The sequence below is a fragment of the Staphylococcus sp. ACRSN genome (assembly GCF_022346615.1).
Taxonomy (GTDB): Bacteria; Bacillota; Bacilli; order Staphylococcales; family Staphylococcaceae; genus Staphylococcus.
Genome location: NZ_JAKRNS010000001.1, coordinates 334,077 through 355,763, shown reverse-complemented (window position 1 = coordinate 355,763; position 21,687 = coordinate 334,077). Strand labels below are relative to the sequence as shown.

20 protein-coding genes are annotated in these 21,687 nt (G+C 33.4%); 8 read left to right on the top strand and 12 right to left on the bottom strand.

All coding sequences use genetic code 11. The annotated features are described in order from the left end of the window. Positions 1 to 74: 74 nt before the first annotated feature. From allD to allC, 3 genes are all read right to left on the bottom strand, one after another. Positions 75 to 1,106: an ureidoglycolate dehydrogenase gene (allD, locus tag MHZ36_RS01585; RefSeq protein WP_239229170.1), complete on the bottom strand. Its 1,032-nt coding sequence runs from the start codon at positions 1,104 to 1,106 to the stop codon at positions 75 to 77. Between the two features lie 15 nt (positions 1,107 to 1,121). Continuing rightward, entirely contained in the window at positions 1,122 to 1,910 is a 789-nt protein-coding gene (gene allE / locus MHZ36_RS01580; RefSeq protein ID WP_239229169.1) for a (S)-ureidoglycine aminohydrolase, read from the bottom strand. 130 nt (positions 1,911 to 2,040) lie between these two features. Further along, the gene (gene allC, locus MHZ36_RS01575) at positions 2,041 to 3,273 is read right to left on the bottom strand and encodes an allantoate deiminase (RefSeq protein WP_239229168.1); all 1,233 of its coding nucleotides are present in this window, start codon (positions 3,271 to 3,273) and stop codon (positions 2,041 to 2,043) included. 174 nt (positions 3,274 to 3,447) lie between these two features. Between allC and MHZ36_RS01570 the strand changes: the two genes are divergently transcribed. From MHZ36_RS01570 to MHZ36_RS01560, 3 genes are all read left to right on the top strand, one after another. Further along, the gene (locus MHZ36_RS01570) at positions 3,448 to 4,281 is read left to right on the top strand and encodes an alpha/beta hydrolase (RefSeq protein WP_239229167.1); all 834 of its coding nucleotides are present in this window, start codon (positions 3,448 to 3,450) and stop codon (positions 4,279 to 4,281) included. Then, positions 4,278 to 5,525, top strand: coding sequence for a M20 family metallo-hydrolase (locus tag MHZ36_RS01565; protein ID WP_239229166.1), 1,248 nt, complete (start codon positions 4,278 to 4,280; stop codon positions 5,523 to 5,525). The genes MHZ36_RS01570 and MHZ36_RS01565 overlap by 4 nt, the downstream gene beginning before the upstream one ends. Before the next feature lie 150 nt (positions 5,526 to 5,675). Continuing rightward, positions 5,676 to 6,275: a histidine phosphatase family protein gene (locus MHZ36_RS01560; RefSeq protein WP_239229165.1), complete on the top strand. Its 600-nt coding sequence runs from the start codon at positions 5,676 to 5,678 to the stop codon at positions 6,273 to 6,275. 224 nt (positions 6,276 to 6,499) lie between these two features. Here the strand turns inward: MHZ36_RS01560 and allB are convergent, their stop codons facing one another. Continuing rightward, the gene (gene allB / locus MHZ36_RS01555; RefSeq protein WP_239229164.1) at positions 6,500 to 7,867 is read right to left on the bottom strand and encodes an allantoinase AllB; all 1,368 of its coding nucleotides are present in this window, start codon (positions 7,865 to 7,867) and stop codon (positions 6,500 to 6,502) included. Then, positions 7,857 to 9,347, bottom strand: coding sequence for an allantoin permease (allW, locus tag MHZ36_RS01550; RefSeq protein ID WP_239229163.1), 1,491 nt, complete (start codon positions 9,345 to 9,347; stop codon positions 7,857 to 7,859). The genes allB and allW overlap by 11 nt, the downstream gene beginning before the upstream one ends. A 307-nt stretch (positions 9,348 to 9,654) precedes the next feature. Here allW and MHZ36_RS01545 point away from each other — a divergent pair, with 307 nt between their 5' ends. Then, positions 9,655 to 11,274 (top strand): PucR family transcriptional regulator, encoded by a 1,620-nt coding sequence (locus tag MHZ36_RS01545; RefSeq protein ID WP_239229161.1) that lies wholly within the window; start codon positions 9,655 to 9,657, stop codon positions 11,272 to 11,274. A 124-nt stretch (positions 11,275 to 11,398) separates the two neighbouring features. On the opposite strand, the gene MHZ36_RS01540 is transcribed toward MHZ36_RS01545, so the two are convergent. Beyond that, positions 11,399 to 11,914 carry a GrpB family protein gene (locus MHZ36_RS01540; protein ID WP_239229159.1) on the bottom strand — a complete coding sequence of 172 codons (516 nt, stop codon included), beginning with the start codon at positions 11,912 to 11,914 and terminating at the stop codon, positions 11,399 to 11,401. A 205-nt stretch (positions 11,915 to 12,119) separates the two neighbouring features. On the opposite strand from MHZ36_RS01540, the gene MHZ36_RS01535 reads away from it, so the two are divergent. Continuing rightward, on the top strand, positions 12,120 to 13,535 hold the full coding sequence (locus MHZ36_RS01535; protein ID WP_239229158.1) for an MDR family MFS transporter: 1,416 nt from the start codon (positions 12,120 to 12,122) through the stop codon (positions 13,533 to 13,535). Positions 13,536 to 13,604: 69 nt separating this feature from the next. Here MHZ36_RS01535 and MHZ36_RS01530 read toward each other — a convergent pair whose 3' ends face one another. Then, entirely contained in the window at positions 13,605 to 14,501 is an 897-nt protein-coding gene (locus MHZ36_RS01530) for a LysR family transcriptional regulator (protein WP_239229157.1), read from the bottom strand. Positions 14,502 to 14,614: 113 nt separating this feature from the next. On the opposite strand from MHZ36_RS01530, the gene MHZ36_RS01525 reads away from it, so the two are divergent. Beyond that, positions 14,615 to 15,793, top strand: coding sequence for an MFS transporter (locus MHZ36_RS01525; RefSeq protein ID WP_239229156.1), 1,179 nt, complete (start codon positions 14,615 to 14,617; stop codon positions 15,791 to 15,793). A gap of 51 nt (positions 15,794 to 15,844) precedes the next feature. Here MHZ36_RS01525 and cspD read toward each other — a convergent pair whose 3' ends face one another. Continuing rightward, complete coding sequence (cspD, locus tag MHZ36_RS01520) at positions 15,845 to 16,045, bottom strand: cold-shock protein CspD (RefSeq protein ID WP_042737587.1); 201 nt, start codon at positions 16,043 to 16,045, stop codon at positions 15,845 to 15,847. A gap of 296 nt (positions 16,046 to 16,341) precedes the next feature. Continuing rightward, the gene (locus MHZ36_RS01515) at positions 16,342 to 16,896 is read right to left on the bottom strand and encodes a PepSY domain-containing protein (RefSeq protein ID WP_239229155.1); all 555 of its coding nucleotides are present in this window, start codon (positions 16,894 to 16,896) and stop codon (positions 16,342 to 16,344) included. Positions 16,897 to 17,146: 250 nt separating this feature from the next. Between MHZ36_RS01515 and MHZ36_RS01510 the strand changes: the two genes are divergently transcribed. Together MHZ36_RS01510 and MHZ36_RS01505 are read left to right on the top strand one after the other, a co-directional pair. Next, positions 17,147 to 17,734, top strand: a complete 588-nt coding sequence (locus tag MHZ36_RS01510; RefSeq protein WP_239229154.1) for a hypothetical protein — start codon at positions 17,147 to 17,149, stop codon at positions 17,732 to 17,734. Between the two features lie 155 nt (positions 17,735 to 17,889). Beyond that, a complete protein-coding gene (locus MHZ36_RS01505) occupies positions 17,890 to 18,783 on the top strand; it encodes an ABC transporter substrate-binding protein (RefSeq protein WP_239229153.1) in 894 nt (297 codons plus the stop codon). A 44-nt stretch (positions 18,784 to 18,827) separates the two neighbouring features. Here the strand turns inward: MHZ36_RS01505 and MHZ36_RS01500 are convergent, their stop codons facing one another. From MHZ36_RS01500 to guaA, 3 genes are all read right to left on the bottom strand, one after another. After that, positions 18,828 to 19,340: a DUF1440 domain-containing protein gene (locus MHZ36_RS01500; RefSeq protein WP_239229152.1), complete on the bottom strand. Its 513-nt coding sequence runs from the start codon at positions 19,338 to 19,340 to the stop codon at positions 18,828 to 18,830. Positions 19,341 to 19,545: 205 nt separating this feature from the next. Continuing rightward, positions 19,546 to 19,851, bottom strand: a complete 306-nt coding sequence (locus MHZ36_RS01495) for a Dabb family protein (RefSeq protein WP_239229151.1) — start codon at positions 19,849 to 19,851, stop codon at positions 19,546 to 19,548. Positions 19,852 to 20,145: 294 nt separating this feature from the next. Continuing rightward, the gene (gene guaA, locus MHZ36_RS01490; protein WP_239229150.1) at positions 20,146 to 21,687 is read right to left on the bottom strand and encodes a glutamine-hydrolyzing GMP synthase; all 1,542 of its coding nucleotides are present in this window, start codon (positions 21,685 to 21,687) and stop codon (positions 20,146 to 20,148) included.

Below are 21,687 nucleotides of genomic sequence, written 5' to 3'. Positions count from 1 at the left end.
CTCAAGATTTACAATCATTTGATATCAAAAGATAAAATTCGTAAATAATACTAGTAACTTCTATATACAACGCATTAATAAATTGCATCAGAAATTAGATAATCATAGATACTTTGTGCAATTGGTATACCACTTTCTGCATAACGTTGTTTTACTTTCTCTTGTATTTCACCTGGATAATATACTTGGTCAAACCCTTTAGCAGGAGAGATATCATGTAATTCCTTTACCATTTCAGAAACTTGTTGCAAAAACAACTGTCTATCCCCAAAGAATGCTGGGTTAATGACGATGTGAAATTGACCTAATCTCCTATATTCACTTAAATCTTCATACATAGAACTTACATGTTTACCAAAAGGTAATCCCAATAAACCACCTGCTAAAACATCAATCATCATCATTAATCCATAACCCTTTGCTCCTGCTACTGGTAATAATGCCGATACTTGATAGGGATCTTTTGTTGGTTTTCCATGCTTATCAACAGCCCAATGTTCTGGTATTGATTTGTGTTTTGAACGTGCATCTAAAATCTTACCCCAGGCTTGAACAGTTGTTGCCATATCGAATAATATGGGTTCGCCTACTTGCTGTGGACTCGCAAAAGCAATAGGATTTGTTCCAAAATAGGGTTCAGTTCCTCCAAATGGCACAACCATAGGGTCAGATTGACACACAGTCAGTGCAACCATACCTTCGTATGCCGCTTGTTGTGCAAAGTAACCTATTGCGCCACTATGACCGATTTCCTTCACGCCTACCATACCAATGCCACTTGTTTTAGCAAGTTCAATGGCTTCTTTCATAGCTTCGAATGCTACATAATGTCCAACCGTATTATCTCCAAAATATGTCCCTGCTGAAGGACCTGTCTTCGTGAATTTCAACTTCGGTTCTATATTAATACCTTGTTTTATAATACGTTCAGCATAATATTGCATTCGTACAGACCCATGTGAATGAATGCCTCTTTCATCTGCAAATATCATCAAGTCCGCCGTCTTTTCAGCATAGATCTCTGGCAATCCTGCACGAGTTAATTTCTTAAGAAATAATTGGCGTAGTTGTAAACGATCAACATAAATTAATGCTTCTTCATCCATCCATAACAACCTTTCTTATATTTCAATATCTCTATTTGCATCTTTTGAATAGATGTAAGCAAAAGGTTCATCTAAACCTACTGCATATGTTGCTTGAGGTGAGTATGCACCCATAAAGATGTAATCACCTTTATCTACTGGCATCCACTCATTATCTAAGTTGTACATGCCACGGCCACTTAAAATATATGCACCATGCTCTTGAACATGAGTTTCAATATAACCATGCGAAGCCCCTGGCTTGAATGATAAAATATGAATATTCATATCATAAGCAAGTTCTTTCGGTAATAAATCTAGTACTTTCACTTCTTCCATTCCTTCATAAGGTACTTGTTCCATTTCGTTGACATTACCAGTTACAACTTGAGGTTCATAGCCTGCTAATGGTTGATAGCGTTTTTTATATAAAAATACACGACTGTCTTTATTTTGATTACTATTTTCAAAGGTCATGACTAAATGTGATGGTACATACAGATAGCCTCCAGCACTTAATTCATATTTTTCGTCTCCTGCATAAGCGTTGATATTGCCATATTCAACAAAGATAAATGTTTGTACACCATCCCCACCAAAACCTTGGCGATTTCCACCTTGATTTTTGAGTGTAACGATATAATCTACAAAGCGTGCACCCAATCTTGGCGTACCCATAATCGTTACATCACAATCTTCAAAGCCAGGAACTACATTATTAACTAAGCCATCTGGTGTTATTAATGCGTAATTATCTTTTTTTATTACAGAACGTGTTTCTAGTAAACCTTCTCTATATCCTTGATTATGATTAATATAACCCATAAATATGTCATGCTCCTTTATATTATTGATATATGCTTTTTTTGCATCTTTGTCTTGATATTATTGTTTCTAAACTTTCACAACTCATATATAAAACATCAATATAAATTTAAAACTATGTCATTATCGCTTATTCTTCATAAGCCAATTGATACAACACTTGCTTTAATACTTCGATACCTTTAACCAAATCATCCATTTCTGTTTCTTCTTCGATATTATGGCTCACTCCGTTTATCGAAGGTACAAATATCATTGCTGTAGGCACGTGTTTAGCAAAAATTTGTGAATCATGACCTGCGCCTGAAGGCATCAATTTACAATCCGATTCTCCTACTATTTGTTTCGCAGCCTTAGTAATTTCTCCTACTAAGCGTTTATCCATTAATGTAGGTGCTTCATCCATCCATAAATCGATTTCGTATGAGACGCCTTCATCTTCTGCTATACGTTTGATACATTTATCAATTTCTGATGCAAATTGATCTAATTCTATTTGATTAATATGCCTACAATCAATCGAGAACGTTACTTCCCCTGGTACTACATTTACCGTATTGGGCACGGGATCTACTCGTCCAAAAGTAATTACGAGTGGGTCACCAATCATTTCAGCACGTTCTGTTAATTCCACCGCTATCTTACTGAATGCTACAACCGCATCCTTTCTTAAGCCCATTGGCGTTGTCCCGGCATGGTTTGCTTCCCCTTTTAAGTTAACTGTATAACGTTTTTGTCCAACAATACCTTCAACAATTCCGATTGATTTTTGTTCTGTTTCAAGCACTTTACCTTGTTCTATATGTACCTCTACAAATGATTTCACATCACTGTAATCGTTATCTGATGTTCGATAGTCAAATCCAGATTGATGCATTGCATCTTCAAACTTGATGCCTTTTGCATCAGTAATTGATTCTACTTCCGCCTTCTCAGCTAAATTGAAAAAGTTCTTACTTCCCCAAAATGCGAAAGGAAAACGGCTGCCTTCCTCTTCTGCTAATGCTAGTATTTCTAATGAACGTAACGGTTGACCATGGGCTGCTTGCAATGATTCCATCGCAACTGTAGCAGCAAGTACACCAAACTGCCCATCTAGATGACCACCTTCAACTACCGTATCAATATGTGAACCGGACATAATCGTTTCCTCAGGATATTTACTGCCCTCGATACGACCTATAAGATTTCCTACACTATCAAAACGTGTTGTAAAACCTTTTTCCTTTAATAATCCTCTTAAACCCTGTACAGCATTTAACCATTCTTCTGTATAGAGCAAACGTGTAATACCACCGCCATCTAAACCACCATAACTCGTGATTTTTTTGTCTAAAGCTTCAAAAGAAGATCGGATATCCATACATTTCAACTCCTTTGTTATGTCATTTTCAATTATAAGCGTTTTCATTTTTGTAATCATTCACAATTCATACAATAATAACCGCTGTTTTTATTCGTTTTATACAAATACTTCTTAAAATTTCTTTGAGATAATATAATTAGCTTAATATATCTAAATTAAGGGGGATTCATTTTGGCTCAACTTACAACAACAGATGGATTTTCATTACCATATACCGTAATCTCTGCCAAAAAAGAAAATGCTAAAGGTGTTATTGTTTATTATCATGGTGGTGGACTAATCTTCGGACAGCCTGATGACTTAGCACCGGAATATATTAATTTACTGACTAATGATTATCATTTGGTACTAGCTTCTTATCGTTTAGCACCAGAGAGTACTTTGGATATAATTAAAGATGATGCCTTTGCAACCTTTGATTATGTTGAACAACTTTATTCTGAACTGCCTATATTCACATTTGGTCGTTCGGCTGGTGCTTATTTGGCCATGCTTGTCGCATTACATAAAAATGTAGCAGGTGTAATCGATTTTTATGGTTATTCACGTATACATGTACCTGCATTCTTAAGACCTAATAAGCAATTCCAATCTTTATCATCACAACTTTCTCCAACAATCATCACTCAATTGATTCAAAAAGAACCCTTGATAACTGGTCCAATACAAGCTAGATATACACTTTATTTATATGCTAGAGGGCAAGCACAATGGATAAACTATTTAGGCGTTCAGTCTTCATCTCATCATAAATATAACATTTCACCTCAACAACTAGAGTCGTTTCCACCAACCTTTATCGTTCATTGTATCGGAGATCCTGATGTACCGTATAGCGAAAGTGAACACATACATCGTTTTATAGAAGAAAGTCATTTTGAATCACTATCACTTAACACACATGATTTTGATCGAACAGTCAGTGAAAAAAGTATCAATATATACGACAAAGCAGTTCAATTTCTAAATCAAATTGTCCAACATTATGGAGGAGATAAACAATGAATATAGATCATGTAATTGAGAATTTCCATACTTTTAATAACTTTGCTCGCAATAAAATAAATGGTGGAATTAACCGCATTGCTTTTAGTCAACCTGAACGGTTAGCAGCACTTAAGTTTTCAATGCTTTGTCAAAAAGCCGGACTTGATGTCTATTTTGATTTTTTTGGAAACGTAATAGCTAGAAGAGAAGGTAAATATCCAAATTTAAAGCCAATTGTACTCGGTTCTCATATAGATACAGTTAAAGATGGTGGCCAATATGACGGATTGCTCGGCGTGCTTGGTGCATTAGAAGTCGTTGAGTATTTAAATGAACATCATATAGAAACAGATCATCCAATTATTATCATCGCATTTGCATGTGAAGAATCTACACGCTTTAACGAAGCGACTTTAGGCAGTAAATATCTTACTGGTAAAATGACCAAAAATGATATGAAATCAATACAGGATAATGATGGCAATGTTTTATATGATATCGTTGCTCCATTGGCACAAGATATGAACGGTAAGACAGCGTTATTCGAACGAAATAAAATCAAAGCCTTTCTAGAATTACATATTGAGCAAGGACCAATTTTAGAAAATAATAAGAAAGATATCGGTATTGTTACTGATATCGCTGCGCCTCATAGGTTCAAACTGCAAATTCAAGGTGTAACTAGCCATTCAGGTTCGACACCAATGCCCATGCGCCGTGATGCTTTAACAACAGCCGCTGAAATCATTTTAAAAATTGAATCTATAGGTAAAACTTATCACGCTCAAGGCATAGTAACTACCGTAGGCTATGCACAAGTTTACCCTAATACGATGAATGCCATTCCAGGTGAGGTAACATTACTAATCGATATTCGCGGCAAAAAGCAAGATATCCGGGAACGCGTTGTTAGTGAAATTAAAGAACAAATTGAATTAACTGTCGAAGCACGTAACTTATCCCACCAATTAATAGACTTAGGCCACGATGAGCCACGTAGTCTTAATCAACAAATGGCAAATATTACAGAACAGAGTTGTATCAATCAAAATTTCACCTATCGCTATATGTACAGTGGCGCAGGTCACGATGCAATGAATTTTGCTCCAATATGTCCGACAAGCATGATTTTCATTCCATGTAAAAACGGTGTCAGTCATTCTCCTGAAGAATCTGTCACGCCTTCTCAGATTGAGAAAGGCATACAAGTAATGATTGATACAACAATAGAATTATCAAAATTAGATACAACACTTGTTTAATTTCATTTTCATTGAAACAAAATCAATAAAAACCGCTTCTGATGAAATATCAACAGAAGCGGTTTTTATTTTTGTAAATATACTTCACTAGTGAGAAACTATGAAGCATGAAGTAATTACTAAACAAAAAATATTCAGAGGTTGATTACAATGACGCATATTAGTTTTATAAGACACGGTGAAACGGCATGGAACACTGCCGGTAGATTGCAAGGTCGAACAGATATTGCCTTAAACTCAACTGGGTTACAACAAGCTAAAGCCTGTGGCGAATACCTTGAAGCAAAAGATTGGGACATTATTATAACAAGTCCTCTAAAGCGGGCACGGAAAACAGCAGAAATTATTCAATCTAAACTTGAAATACCATTAATTGAAATGGAAGAATTTATTGAAGTAGGATTTGGCGAAGCTGAAGGTTTAACGTTTGCAGAACGAGATAAATTGTATCCAAACCGTGATTATCCTAAAAAAGAACATGCTGACATGGTTACTAAGCGCTTCTTAAAAGGATTAAACAAAGTTAAACAACAATATAAAGATCAACATATCCTTATCGTTTCGCATGGTGCATTCATCAACGCAATTGCATATCACTATTCAAATGGTCGCATAGGTACTGGTGTGTCACGATTGAACAACGGTGGCATTACTTCTCTATATTTAGATGATACACATGGAAAAATAACTGCATACAATCAAATAGATCATTTAAACTCACTTATTTTAAATAACGATAACAAGATATGAGTTGATTTATGTTCATAATAACGTATAGCATGATATTTTATTACATCAATCAAACAAATTAAATAAAAGTATACACAACATTGCAAATACTAGTACTATCACATATTACGCTAACCCACTTTCTCTCAACAATTCGCTTTATATTAAAAATAAATATTTACTTACAAAAAATCCTTTAATGTATGCACATTTGACGTGCTTCATTAAAGGATTGTTTACTGTCATTAAAAATTAATAAAACGACCATTTCTTTTATCTACTACACCTGTTTCTTGGTTATAAATTTCTTGACCCCTCAAGATTGTTCTAGCAACTTGTGCACCAATCTCTCTACCAAGGTATGGACTCATTTTATTACGATATTCCAAATCTTCCTCAGTTAATGTATAAGATGAATTTGGTTTAATAAGTACAAAATCTGCGTCCTTGCCTATTGATATGCTCCCTTTATTGTACATACCGAATCGTTTTGCTGGCTCAGTAGCAATTATTTCTGCAAATCGTTTTAATGACATCTTACGTTTTTGTACTCCTTCATCAAAAAGTACATCTACATTATTTTGTAATCCAGCAATGCCACCCCATGCTTCAAAAGCATTATCAGTCGCTTTCAAATCAGGTGTACATGGCGAATGATCCGAAGTAACAAATCCAATTTCACCATTGATAACGCGTTGCCACATACCCTCTAAACGTGATTGCTCACGAATTGGTGGTGAACATTTAACTACCGGTCCAATTTCATCTAATTCTTCTTTATAAAAATATAAATAGTGTGTACATGTTTCACAGGTAATATCTACACCTTCTTGCTGTGCCTTTATCACCTCATCTACACCTTCTTCACAAGCGACATGTACAATATGCACACGACACCCTGTTTCCTTTGCAAATAAGATAATCTTACGAATGGGTTCAACTTCAGTAAATACCGGTCGCGTATCTACATAAGCACTTAATGTTGTTTCACCATTTTCTTTAGCAATCTGACCCAAACGGTCTGTGATTGCAGCATTTTCCGAATGGATAGATAATATTTTTCCAGTCTTCGCAATTTGTTTCATACCTTCATAAAGTGAATAATCATCTACATCTTGGAAATCACCTTCAATTGAACGATCACCACAAGTAGCAATAAATGCTTTATATCCGATAACACCCGCTTCATCTAATTCTTGAATACCACCGTTTAAATTATATGGTACCAAGCCACCATAACTTGCTACATCAACTGCAAGTTCATTCTTACCAGCTTCAAATTTCACTTCAATGGAAGCTTTATCTGTTGTTGCCGGTACTTGATTTAAGGGCATTTCTATAAATGAAGTAACTCCACCTTTAGCCGCAGCTTTTGTTCCAGTTTCATAACCTTCCCAACCATCACGATAACCACCGCCAGGTTCAGTAATATGCACATGTGCATCAACCATGCCTGGAGAAACAATTTGATTTTCAGCATTAATAACCTTAACTGCTTCACCTAAATCATGACCAATTGCAGCAATTTTACCATCTTTAACGCCTACCTCAACATTTTGCTCTCCATTTTCTAAAATTACTAAACCATTTTTGATAATTAAATCAAACTTCATTATACTTCACTCCTTCTTTTTCTTTAGAAAATACCTTTAATAAATAGTGCAAAACAATGTATATCACACTAGAAATCATGAAACCGATAAACCATGAAAAATCAGAAATAACCTTAAATGCTGGTAAGAATCCTAGTAAGGAAATAACGACACCAGCAATGGTTGCGATATATGCTGAAATGTTAATACGTTGAATATTGATTTCTTTATCAAACATATCAAAATATAATGCCTCTAAATCGATTTGACAACGTGTCACAAGATAGAAATGCACAATCATAACACCCGCTACAGGTCCTAAAAATGCACCAATTGCATTTAAAAATACTACGATACTGCCTTCATTTTCCATCATCTTCCAAGGCATAATCATTACACTCGCTATACACGCTATCACAACGCCTCTACGATAGTTAACAATTTTAGGCATTAGCGCACTTAATTGATACGCTGCCGGAATAATATTACTAGTCGCATTCGTTGAAATCGTAGTCATCAACAATACACCCGTAGCAATAAGAATAGCCCAGAAATTACTCCACTCATTAATTATCGTTAAGATATTCCATTCTTGATGACCTAAATAAATCGAACCACCAATAATAATAAACACACTTGCAAATGCGAATAAGACATGTGCAACGACAATACCAGCTATTTGTCCAATAATTTGAGTTTTCGTTGATTTAGCATTTTGTGTAAAATCAGATACACTAGATCCTGGTCCTGCCCATACGCCTAATAGCGAATTAAATATTAAGAAGAAAGATAATATCGCCGGATAAACCATACCATCTGTCTTAGTAGCAATGTCATAGTTTAATATATTGCTCACACCGCCAGATACTGTGATACCCCAAATCGCCATACCACCAAATACTATATAAATAAGTGGATTCAATATCGCCGTAAATTTATTTAATATTTCACCACCACCAAAACCTATAGCAAAACTAATTGCCCAAAAAATCAAAAATGCTATCAATGCTGGTATTGTAATTCCTAAAATCGTTACGCCATGACCAATATCATTAAAATTAGGAAAAATTTTGTTCAATAAAATATGTAATGCTTGAGAACCAGCAAATGTCTGGAGGCCAAACCATGCGATACCTGCGATTACACCACGTAATACACCTGGCAATTTAGCACCGACATCTCCATATGTAGACCTTAATTGCATCGCAAAAGGTATCCCATATTTCGATCCAGCATATCCATTAGCCACTAATAGTAATGCAATAAAGAAGGAACTAAAAATTAATGCGATAATTACTTGTAGCGGTGATAAACCAATTAATAAAAATCCTCCAACCGCTGTATAATTTGGAATGTTATGCACAGCGCCCATCCACAACGTGAAAAAATTAAAAGCTGAGTTATTTCTTTGTGCAGGTGTCTTAGGTATGATGTCTTTATTGTAACCACGCTTTTCGAAAAAACTTTCATCGTGCGACATGGCTTTCCCCTTTATTACCATTATTTAAAACTCCTTTGCTATAAAAAGCTAATCATCTTTTATATAATCCTTTATAAACAGTTTATAACTAGTGAAAGCGTTTTTCTTTGTTGACTATGACATATCTCTTAACAAAAATTATATGTTTCGAACAAAAAAGTGTATAATTCATATTGTATAGAGTTATTTTTATCAAATTTTATTATGTTATTAATATGTAATATTTTCTTATAAATATACTATATTATTACTTTTATCAATGATAAACGCAATAACTTTTTATAATTTTCTAAAAAATTTCATTATTATTGAAGCGGAGGTAAGTAAATTGACTACACTTAAAGAAATTTTATCCGTTCCTCAATTTAAAACATTAGAGCTAATAAATAAATATGGGGACTTGTCTTCTGAAGTTACCAATTTAGATATAACGGAAAACAATGATATAAAAAATTTCACTTCAGAAAATTCATTTATATTAACAACAGGTGTGTTATTTCAAGAAAGTCAAGAAGGCTTAAAAAGACTAATCAAAGATTTAAATGATATTCACACAGCAGGTTTAGGTATAAAAGTTTCAAGATTTCTTCATCAAATTGATAAAGAAGTTATAGCTTACGCCGATGAACTTAAGTTCCCTTTAATTGAAATACCTGAAAGTTGGAATTTAGGAGAAATCACACATGAAATTTCTTCTTTTATATCAGATTCTGAAACAGGCAAATTGAATTACGCCCTACATATTCAACAAGAATTAAATCAATTGTTGATAAAAGGATTTAGTATCAAATCAATGATAGAACGTATGAGTAAATTATTAGGTGTTCCAATCATATTGTTCAATCCATTTAAAGTACCCGAAGCACTAAGTCATCACTATAATCAGAACAAATCATTAACCAGCGCTCATATTAGTTATTTCCATAATCATTACCATGAATACCTTGAGCATGACAAAAACAAGCAAGTATTTGAAAATAAAGATCATATTATCTTTAAAGTCTTAGGCTATACTTATTTTCCATATTACCTCATGGTTTCACAGGTTGATAAGTTAACTTATCCTTTCAGTTTATTAACCATTGAGCAAGTCGTCAGTGTGCTAAGTTTCGCTTTATATAAAAACACCAAGGTTGAAGAAGCTGAACAAAATGATATTAATCGATTTTTCGAATCACTGGTAAATAATCGCTCGGAGCAAACATTATCCATTAAAAATCACACTGATTTATTAAATCGCTATCATATATATCAATCGAACTATTACCAAGTTATTATATGTGCAATTGATACTGAGAATTCATTAGAAAATAGCTACTACGTTAACGAACGCCAACAACTCACGTTGCAATGGCTAAAACATAAACTGACAGATATAGATGACTATACAAGTATCTATAGGCTACCTAGTAATGATCGTTTCGCAATATTATTACAAAACAAACATCACTATTATTACGATTATTTAAAGCACATACAAAAGGACTATCCTAACCATTTTGACGGTACAATTTCATTTGGTATTGGGAATGAAGTCACTGAATTCACACAGCTTCCTTCTTCATTTTTTGAAGCAAACGAAGCTTATGAGAATGCCTTACTGAATAATCAACGTGAATTCATTTCAGATTATCACTCAAAAGATATCAAAGAATTATTGCAACTTATTCCAAAAGAAAAGCTTCAACCCTTTGTCACTCACACATTAGGTCCTTTAAGTCACCCAACTGTAAAAAAAGATGCTGAACTTAAACAAACATTGCAAGTCTATATGGATAATCAATGTGACATTACAAAAACTGCTGAAAAAATATACATCCACCGAAACACGGTTAAGTATAGAATCAACAAGTGTAGTCATATGCTAGGAAGAAATATCGAAGATCCACTTCATTCTCTAAACATAAGAATCGCACTATATGTTTCAGAAGTGATGGATTTTGATTAATATATAAAGTAATATTACAAAAAATATATGCAATAAATGTTTAATCTATTTAGATACTATTTACTAAATAGTTAAGCCACCGACTACCTCCAAGATTAACTTGATAAGCAGACGGTGGCCTTTTTTATTTTTTATACCACTGTAATGCATCGCTTTCTAATTGTTTCATATAGTTATATTTACCTTGCCAATAACCTTCACTATCAAAAGGAAATTTCACCGCAAGCTGCTGTTTGAATTCACCATATGCTTTTACAACACGTGGATGGTTTAACAAATAGTCCCTCACTGCTACATGACGTATAATTTCTGCCTGCTCATATTCAGGAAAAATGTGAATATGGTGTGTACGGTGATTTCCTCCTTTTATAAAAAATCTACGGTTTGAAAGTCCATTTTCACCTTTAGCAATATAGCCTAATTTCATCATTTGGCTATTGTATAGATCTACATTTTCTATATGCTTTACAACAATTAGTATATCAATAATTGGCTTTGCATAGAGATTAGGTACTGACGTACTACCTATATGATAAATATCAACGATTTCCTTTGAAAATATTTGTTCCAATTTACTTTTTTCTATACGATATGCATTTACCCACGATGCATCATAAGGTACGACTTTAATTTGTCTCATACTCTCCCCTACAATTCATAAAATTTCATTATTTAATACTTTTTATTTTTAATTCCCTATTTTATGCACCTTCACATATTGATTTTATATTTTTCAAAATAATAATTTCAAATTTATTTAGATTTTATAAACAAATGGTTTGCTTTGCTAACTTAAATTCATTACAATTTATTGTTGGGATGTTATAAAAGGAGATGTATTTGTAATGTCGGAGATTGCTTTATCGAGTAAAAAAAGAAATACAATTATTTTAGTTATGCTAAGTAGTGCTTTTGTGGCAATGCTTAATCAAACCTTACTTAATACAGCCTTACCTGCAATTATCTCAGGTTTGAAAATAACTGAAACAACGGCTCAATGGCTTATTACGGGATTTATGTTAGTTAATGGTATCATGATTCCATTAACTGCATTTCTAATGGATCGCTTCCATACAAGACCACTCTATATATTCTCAATGAGTGCATTCTTACTTGGATCTATTATAGCTGCATTGTCTCCAACATTTGAATTGCTTATGTTTGCACGTGTGATACAAGCAATCGGGGCAGGTATTTTATTACCACTTATGCAGTTTACGGTTTTCACGTTATTCCCTACTGAAAAACGTGGCTTTGCAATGGGACTTACGGGTATTGTTGCCCAATCAGCACCAGCAATAGGCCCAACATTAACTGGTTTCTTAATTGATTCATTTAGTTGGAGAGCGCCTTTCTTAGTAGTCGCTACAATTGCTTTGATTGCATTTATTATTGGTGCTATTTTTGTAGAAAGTAATAATGAAACAAAATTAACGAAATTAGACAAAACGTCAGTTGTATATTCAACATTCGGTTTCGGTCTTATGCTTTATGCATTTAGTAGTGCTGGAAATTTAGGATTTACTTCTCCAATCGTTATCGTTTCGTTAATACTTGGTCTAATTATTGTTGGTGTGTTTGTCTCTAGACAAATTCGAATCGACAATCCTTTATTGAATATGCGCGTGTTTGCAAATAGAACATTTTCTTTATCTGCATTCTCGTCAATGGTGTTATTTATCGGAATCGTGGGACCCGCTTTACTTATACCAATGTATATTCAAACTGGTTTAGGCTTATCAGCTATTTTATCTGGACTAGTAATTTTACCTGGTGCTGTCGTAAATGCATTTATGTCAGTTTACACTGGAAAAATATTCGATAAATATGGCTTAAAAATACTGGCAATACCTGGCTTTATTTTGTTAATAATTATGACTATTTTACATTGTTTCTTAACTGTAGACACACCTTATTGGTATGTTGTAGTCATTTATGCTGTGAGAATGTTCGCAGTCGCACTCATCATTATGCCTTTAAATACAATAGGTATTAATGCCTTAGATGCAAAAAATATTTCACATGGTACAGCTATCATGAATTCATTACGTATTATCGCAGGTGCTATAGGTACCGCAATTATGATTACAATCATGGCTATTGTTAGAACAAATTACGCAAATCATGCTTCAAATCACTCTAAAACTGAAATTATGCAACATGCAACGGTACTAGGTGTAGATGCAGCATTTGCTTTTACCACAGTACTATTAATTATCGGTTTTGTACTAACTTTAATGATTCGTACTCAAAAAAAATAATAATTAGATACACTAAGCCCCTTACGTTATTGTCTTTTACGTAAGGGGCTTTTAATATAAACTATCTTTTTAATTCTTTTCACAAACAGTAGTAGCTCTATCTAAGAACAATTGTGCCGCTTTAGAAAAGGTATGATCTTTACGCCAAACAATATTATGTTTAGCTTCCAATACTGGATACAATGGAATAAAGCACAGATTATTTTCCTCAGATGTATCGATTAAATTTTCCAATGAAATCGCATGACCAATGTTGGCCTTAACCATCATACCGGCATTAAATGCTAAGTTGAACGTAGCCACTACATTCATTTCCTCATCATTCTCGCCAAACCAACTCAAGAATTCGTTATTCGGAATTGTTTTATCAATTGCTTGTCGTGAACAAATAAGTGGTACATCAGTGAGTACTTCTCTGTCAATCTGACTATAATGCGCAAATTCGCTATCCTTTCGCGTAATAAGCCCCCATCTATCAGAAGATGGTAAATTCAGCGCCTCATATTTGTTTAAATTCGCAGGCTGAATTAAAATGCCGAAGTCTAATAATCCTTTATCTAAGCGATATTCAATATCCTCAGCATTCCCACTATAAATATGGAAATAAACATTAGGATATTCCTTTTGAATATCTTTAAATATCTCCGCAATAATTTGGATACCAATCGTTTCTCCACAACCAACATAAACATTACCTTCAATTTGTTTATCAATGTATTTAAACTCATCTTGCAACTTTTGTGACATATCCAATAGCTCTTGAGCACGATGCTTCAATAGTACACCCTCTTCAGTTATATGAATATGATGATTGCTTCTTTTAAATAGTTTGACTCCCAATTCTTCCTCTAAATCTTTAATCTGTCTAGAGAGCGTTGGTTGTGTAATATGCAATGAGTTGGCTGCTCTAGTAATACTTTCTTCTTTTGCAACCGTAACGAAATAGAATAAAGTTCTTAAATCCATTATGCTCCTCCTGTTATACAATTTAAGTATATCTAGACATAGTCATTAAGTAATTGTTATAACTAATTATACATCTTACACTACTAATAACAACTATTTTAGGAGTGAACAAATTGAAAAAACATAGGCTGATTATCTTCATTCTGACATTAGGCGTATTTGGTATTCTAAATACTGAAATGGGCTTTATTGGACTAATACCAAATATTGCAACACATTTCAATGTTTCAACATCTACTGCAGGTTGGCTTGTCTCAGCATTTGCAATTGGCATCGCTATTTCAGGTCCTATCATGCCATTATTAATGTCTAAATTAGAACGTAAACGGATTATGATACTTGTCTTAAGCATTTTTGTCGTCAGTAACCTCATCTCTATATTTACTACAAGTTTCAGCGTACTACTAATTGCCAGAATTATTCCAGCCATATTCCATCCAGTGTACATTGCCTTAGCATTCTCCGTAGCTGCTGATTCTGTTGCAAGTAAAGATGCTCCAAAAGCTGTATCACGTGTATTCATTGGAGTTTCTGCTGGCATGGTAATTGGTGTACCCATCGTCAATTTCTTAGCATCTCAATTTTCTTTAGAGGTAGCAATGACCTTTTTTGCAATGATCAATATCATTGTCTTGATAATGACTTTATACTTTATTCCAAGAATGACCAACAAGGAAACAACATCTTACGGTAGTCAATTACAAATACTAAAACGACCATTAACTTGGATTTCTATTATTGTTTCATTATTATTTAATGCTGGTATATTTGGTGTTTATAGTTATCTCACAGATTACTTAAATAGCGTAACAGAGGCCACACATTACATCACATCTATAACACTATTTATATATGGTGCAGCGAATATACTCGGTAATATAATAAGCGGAAAATTATTAACTATCATTCCGCAGAAAGCTATATTTACTCTCCCCTTCACATTGATTGTTATTTATAGCGCAATGTTTATATTAGGCTCTCAGCTAATTCCAATGCTGATAATCACATTAATTTGGGGTATTGTTGCAGGCATTTCAGCTAATATTACACAATATATTATTACAAGTGCAGCACCAGATGCACCTGACTTATCAAATGGTATCTTTCTATCAGCCGTCAACATCGGTACTACGATTGGCACATTTGTAGGTGGATTATTTATTAGTACCTTTGGTTCAAACTATGTATTACTTGTTGGAATTTTAGCGAGTGTACTAAGTATTTACTTAGTTATATTGAGAAATCGTCAATTTACAGCTAGTGCTGAACACTTTCCCGAAACACAAACTTAAAAAAGCGCATAAAAAAAGAGGCGAGCATTGCTCGTCTCTTTTTATGCGTTATTATAATTTAACAACGTTAGCTGCTTGAGGACCGCGGTCGCCATCAACGATTTCGAATTCAACAGCTTGTCCTTCTTCTAATGATTTGTAGCCTTCTTGAGCGATAGCTGAGAAGTGTACGAATACGTCGTTTCCACCTTCAACTTCGATAAAACCAAAACCTTTTTCTGCGTTAAACCATTTAACTGTACCGTTATTCATATTAAATTCCTCCATGTGCTTTTGCACGAATATTCGTAATCTGTCTTAAAAAATCAAAAGGAGTAAATTCAAAAGAATAAAACTACAAATCAATTTCACGAACTAAATTACTTAATACCTATTATAAAGATAGATGTTCCATTTGTACACCTTTTTGTGTAATAAATTTTAAATTTTAATCAGTATCTTTATTATATTGCATTAAACGATATAATTTTTAAAGCGTAACTTATAGTCGAAAATCAATGATAGACTGTATAAAACCTTGTTATATAGTGTTTTTAGTATTACAAAATTTAATCATCTTTTTCATTTTGTAAAATTTTACCACTTTTAGCATCTACTGTAATTTCATGTGCTTTTTTCCCTTTTTCTAAATTAATATCGTAAATTAACTTTCCTTCATCTTTAGATAATGACCATTCTTTAATTTTACCATTAAATTCTTTTTGAGATTTTTTAATTGCCTTTTTATAGTCGATAGCATCTCCATAGTTGAATAATTCATTTTTATGAATATCATTCTCTTTTTCACTTTCTCTATGGATTACTTTACCTTGTTTATCAGCAATAATGACTTCTGATTCTTCACCATTCTTTTGTTGCTCAACTTTATAACACCATTTTCCATTCTCTCTTTCATATGCTAATCCTTTTAAATCTTGATCAGTATATACTTTACGAGATTTTTTAATCGCATCTTCAGGTGAGGTACTTATTTGGTTTAATGTAATCACCCTATCATCTGCTTTTTTATTATTTTCACTTGATTTTTCACCCGAATCATCATTACTACATCCTAATAACATTGCACTAGTTAAAATAAGCACAGATATATATTTTTGTTTCATAGATAAAACCTCCTTTAATAATTATTTTTAAATTCCCAAATCATAAATTGGCAAACAATATAAATTTTGACTAAATGTAAATTAAGATAAACTTATAGAACATGTGTTTTTTATTAAGCATAAGAATATGTTATCAACATTTGTACAATAATAACTTAAACGAATTATTATATTTTACACAATTTAGATATTATTATTTACGTAGTAATAATGTACTTTATTATTAAAAATTATATTGGGAGGGTGTTTTATGGACGAAAAAAAGGCAGGTATATTTGGTTGTCTCGGATGTTTAGGGTGCTTCGGCCTAATCATTTTAATCATTGTATTATTTAGTGGATGTGCTATGATTATCGATAAAACTCAAAACAACGATACAAATAATGAAGAAAAGAAAATACATAAATCAGATAAAGACAAAAAAGATAAAGATAAGAAAAAAGAGAATGATCAAGATACAAGCGCTATTGATAATGGAGATGCAAGCACTGTCGACACGTCTGAAGAGAATGATAATAATAGTGATACAAATGCATCTCATAATCATGCTACGAGTCAATCTAATTCACAAAATTCAAACTCACAATCAACAACAGAAGGTAGTGAATCTACTGCAGCTTATACCGATCCAGATACTGACGTAGATGTCGATGCACCAGAAAAAAATGATATTCCAAGTACTCCAAATGTAAATTCATCGAATAATAACTCAAACAGTGATTCTAACAATAATAATTCTGGTGTCGATACACCTAAACCTGGTGAAATTACAGCTGGAATGCCTGGTTATGATGCAAGTCGTGATAGAGATAAAGATGGCATAATTAATGAAAAATAGTTGATACATTTAGAGCGTCTACACGAGTTGTAGACGCTTTTTCCATTACAACATAATAGAAAATTTAATAATATTTTTAAAATTCAAATTGATAATGATTCCCAATTAATTCATAATTGATATTAAATAAAATATTGAATAAAAGGAATGATTTTATGAAGAAGACACTCTTCTTATTTATCGCGTTATTACTTATACTCGCTGGGTGCAGTCAGGACAAATCATCATCTTCAAAAGATACAAAAACTTTTGAAACAAAATCTGGAGACAAAATTAAAATTCCAAAAAATCCAAAACGTATCGTTGTACTAACATCAAATGGTGGGAATTTCAAAGACTTAGGTGTGACACCAGTTGGTATTGACGCAGATTTTCCAAAATCAAAATATGTTAACGAAAAAGGTTCCAAACGTGTTGGTTCAGAAGATGTAGAAAGCGTTGCAAAATTAAAGCCCGATTTAATTTTAACTTATGACGTAAACACTAAAGTCAAAAAATATAAAAAGATAGCTCCAACGATTCCAATTAAGTACACAGATTATTCATACAAGGAAATGCATTTAGCAGTAGGTAAAATTTTAAATAAAGAACAAAAAGCCAAAGACCAAATTAAAGACTTAGAAAACCAATTGCATCAAGATGGCGAAGATATTGAACAGAAAATTGGTAAAAATAAAACATTTACGGTTATGGAAATACAACCGAAACAACTTTCAATTTTTGGTGAAAACTTTGGTAGAGGAACACCCATTATTTATCAAGAATACGGATTCCCATTCCCTAAAGGTGCCGAAAACGGATTAGCTAAAAACGGATTTAAAAAGATCCCTTATGAAAAATACAACAAATATGCTGCAGATTATGTCCTAATACCAACAGATTCAGGCAAATCAGAACCAAATGATTTCACAAAATCTGAACTGTGGAAGAATCAAGAGGCTTATAAAAACAAACATGTCTATTACTATTCAAAAAATGAAGCAACATACTCAAACCCTACTTCATTAAAAAAACTTTCTAATCATTTTAAAGATATGCTAACTCAATAACATAAACCCCTTGCACCTTATATTAAAGGTTGCAAGGGATTTTCTTATTTTTGTATAAGTGCATTATTTTTATAGACAAAATATCTTCTCACAAATTCAATCACCATCATCCAAACAACGTGGCCAAATAACTCAGACAAATGCTCATGTAAAGGCTGTTGTAATGCACTAGGCACCACACCCATCAAAGGCATAATAATCAAATGGAATGCTATCCATACTATGATACCAAAGACAGCACCATACCCCATTGCCACCTTTGTAGAATAATTTACGAGTATCGCATAAATGAGTGCAAATGCAATAGCAAAGCTAAAATGTATAATAAAGCTTACCCATGGCATTGATTGCTCAGAAAATTGATATGTTGCATGTGTAAAATCCGAACTAAAACCAAAATGTTGTAATAATTCTTGTGGTGGATTCGTAGCATTACGCTCAGGCGTTCTAGGTGGAAACATGACTTCCCAACCAAATTTCACAATACCAGACAGCACACCACCAATTAACGCCACATATACAATTTGAATAAAGGATAACTTATTTCTATTTTTCACAAATACATCCTCCTTATATTATTTCTTCACAAAAATTCTACCAAAGTAAAATTATGCGTTTCAATATCATTTGGAGGATGAATATTAATTTTTTGCGAACATTTTCACATTGTATAAAGGTATCTTTCACACATTATTAATTACTTGCATAGGTGAACTGAACTAAAATTACCTTTGAATAAGTGATAATAATCAAACTGTAGCTTTAATATTCTATTTGTGCAGAATATAATTCACTTGTAATAAAGCAATCATCTTCTGTTCCATTTATACTATTTATGAATGCATGATATGGGTGAACCATATAGGCGTCAAATGCTTCTTTATCTTCCAAATCTACAACCATTGTTACTGCGTTTTCGCCACCAACCCATCCTGTATTTTTTCCAATTGTTAATTCTAAGACTTCTGGTATATTATTTTTCATGGCGCTCAACAATTCTATTTCTTTATTCAGTTTTTCTTCTGTAATACCTTCTTTAATTGGTGCAATAAATATGTGTCTTATCATTTAAATCATTCCCTTAATTTTATCGAATTTTTAAATTATCAACTTTACATATCTTCTACTTAGTGAAATGCTTTGTGACAAATTACGACCTTACAGTACTTAACTATTTCTTCATATCGCATCTTAGTAGAAATATTCCTCTTAAAGTTAACAATTCTAAATATAAATCCTTCGTGTTACTCGAAGTCAATTGGTTTAGCTTCTTAAAATATTTAATAAATCGCGACGCTCCACCAAAATTAAAAACCCTAAAAACCAAATTTTCATGGTTTTTAGGGTTTTTCTTTTATATTATTATTCCCACTCGATTGTGCTTGGTGGCTTAGAAGTAATATCATAGACTACTCGGTTGACGTGGTCTACTTCGTTTACGATACGGCTAGAAATCTTTTGTAAGACTTCCCAGTCGATACGTGCGAAATCACTTGTCATACCATCAATAGAAGTTACGGCTCGGATACCCACTGTGTGGTCATACGTACGGTAGTCTCCCATTACACCTACTGATTGGATACCAGGCAATACTGTAAAGTATTGCCAAATGTCACGTTCAAGACCTTCCTCACGGATGACTTGTCGTAAGATTGCATCTGATTCACGTACGATTTCTAGTTTGTCCTCAGTAATTTCACCTAGTACACGGATACCTAAACCTGGACCCGGAAATGGTTGTCTCCAAACTAAATGTTCTGGAATGCCTAATTCGATACCTAATTCACGCACTTCATCTTTAAACAATGTGTTGATTGGTTCGATTAATTGGAAATCCATATCTTCTGGTAATCCACCAACATTATGGTGAGATTTGATTGTTTGCGCAGTCTTAGTTCCTGATTCAATAACATCTGTATATAAAGTACCTTGCGCTAAGAAATCAACGCCTTGTAATTTAGACGCTTCATCATCAAATACATATACAAATTCGTTACCGATAATTTTACGTTTTTGTTCAGGATCTGAAACGCCATCTAACTTACTCATGAAACGTTCTTGGGCATTAACACGAATGATATTCATGTTGAAACCTTCACCAAATTGTTCCATAACCATGTCGCCTTCGCCTTTTCGCAATAAACCATGGTCAACGAAGATACATGTTAACTGATCACCAATTGCTTTGTGTAATAACACTGCTACTACTGATGAATCTACGCCACCACTCATCGCACAAAGTACTTTGCGGTCTCCTACTTGGGCACGGATTTTTTCAATTTCAATTTCGATAAAGTTTTCCATTGACCATTCACCTGTACAATCACATACACGACGCACGAAGTTACGTAGTAAATCGTTACCGTATTCTGTATGACGTACTTCAGGGTGGAATTGTACGCCATAAATACGACGCGCTTTATCTTCGATAGCAGCATAATTTGTGCTTGGGCTATCTGCAATGACTTCAAATCCTTCTGGAATTTCAATTACTTTATCTGAATGACTCATCCACACGTTTTGTTCTTCTGGCAAGCCAAAGAATAACTCGTCCGTCTTAGCGTTAATAACAGCTTTACCATATTCACGTTCATTAGCACGTTCAACTTTACCACCTAATAATTTGGTAGTCAGTTGCATACCATAACAAATACCTAAAATTGGAATACCTAAGTTATATATTTCAGGATCAATTGTAAATGAATTTTCTTCATATACAGAATTTGGTCCTCCCGAAAGAATGATGCCTTTAGGATTTAAATTTTTAATTTCATCAATACTGATTTCATGATCATGTAACTCACTGTATACGCCCATTTCACGAATACGTCGTGTGATTAATTGGTTGTATTGGCTACCAAAGTCTAAAACAAGTATTAATTCTTGCTCTTTCGCCATTTCCAT

Coding starts and splice junctions, on each gene's coding strand:
- allD (WP_239229170.1), bottom strand. CDS start 1,106: ATGGATGAAGAAGCATTAATTTATGTTGATCGTTTACAACTACGCCAA.
- allE (WP_239229169.1), bottom strand. CDS start 1,910: ATGGGTTATATTAATCATAATCAAGGATATAGAGAAGGTTTACTAGAA.
- allC (WP_239229168.1), bottom strand. CDS start 3,273: ATGGATATCCGATCTTCTTTTGAAGCTTTAGACAAAAAAATCACGAGT.
- MHZ36_RS01565 (WP_239229166.1), top strand. CDS start 4,278: ATGAATATAGATCATGTAATTGAGAATTTCCATACTTTTAATAACTTT.
- MHZ36_RS01560 (WP_239229165.1), top strand. CDS start 5,676: ATGACGCATATTAGTTTTATAAGACACGGTGAAACGGCATGGAACACT.
- allB (WP_239229164.1), bottom strand. CDS start 7,867: ATGAAGTTTGATTTAATTATCAAAAATGGTTTAGTAATTTTAGAAAAT.
- allW (WP_239229163.1), bottom strand. CDS start 9,347: ATGGTAATAAAGGGGAAAGCCATGTCGCACGATGAAAGTTTTTTCGAA.
- MHZ36_RS01540 (WP_239229159.1), bottom strand. CDS start 11,914: ATGAGACAAATTAAAGTCGTACCTTATGATGCATCGTGGGTAAATGCA.
- MHZ36_RS01535 (WP_239229158.1), top strand. CDS start 12,120: ATGTCGGAGATTGCTTTATCGAGTAAAAAAAGAAATACAATTATTTTA.
- MHZ36_RS01530 (WP_239229157.1), bottom strand. CDS start 14,501: ATGGATTTAAGAACTTTATTCTATTTCGTTACGGTTGCAAAAGAAGAA.
- cspD (WP_042737587.1), bottom strand. CDS start 16,045: ATGAATAACGGTACAGTTAAATGGTTTAACGCAGAAAAAGGTTTTGGT.
- MHZ36_RS01515 (WP_239229155.1), bottom strand. CDS start 16,896: ATGAAACAAAAATATATATCTGTGCTTATTTTAACTAGTGCAATGTTA.
- MHZ36_RS01510 (WP_239229154.1), top strand. CDS start 17,147: ATGGACGAAAAAAAGGCAGGTATATTTGGTTGTCTCGGATGTTTAGGG.
- MHZ36_RS01505 (WP_239229153.1), top strand. CDS start 17,890: ATGAAGAAGACACTCTTCTTATTTATCGCGTTATTACTTATACTCGCT.
- MHZ36_RS01495 (WP_239229151.1), bottom strand. CDS start 19,851: ATGATAAGACACATATTTATTGCACCAATTAAAGAAGGTATTACAGAA.
- guaA (WP_239229150.1), bottom strand. CDS start 21,687: ATGGAAATGGCGAAAGAGCAAGAATTAATACTTGTTTTAGACTTTGGT.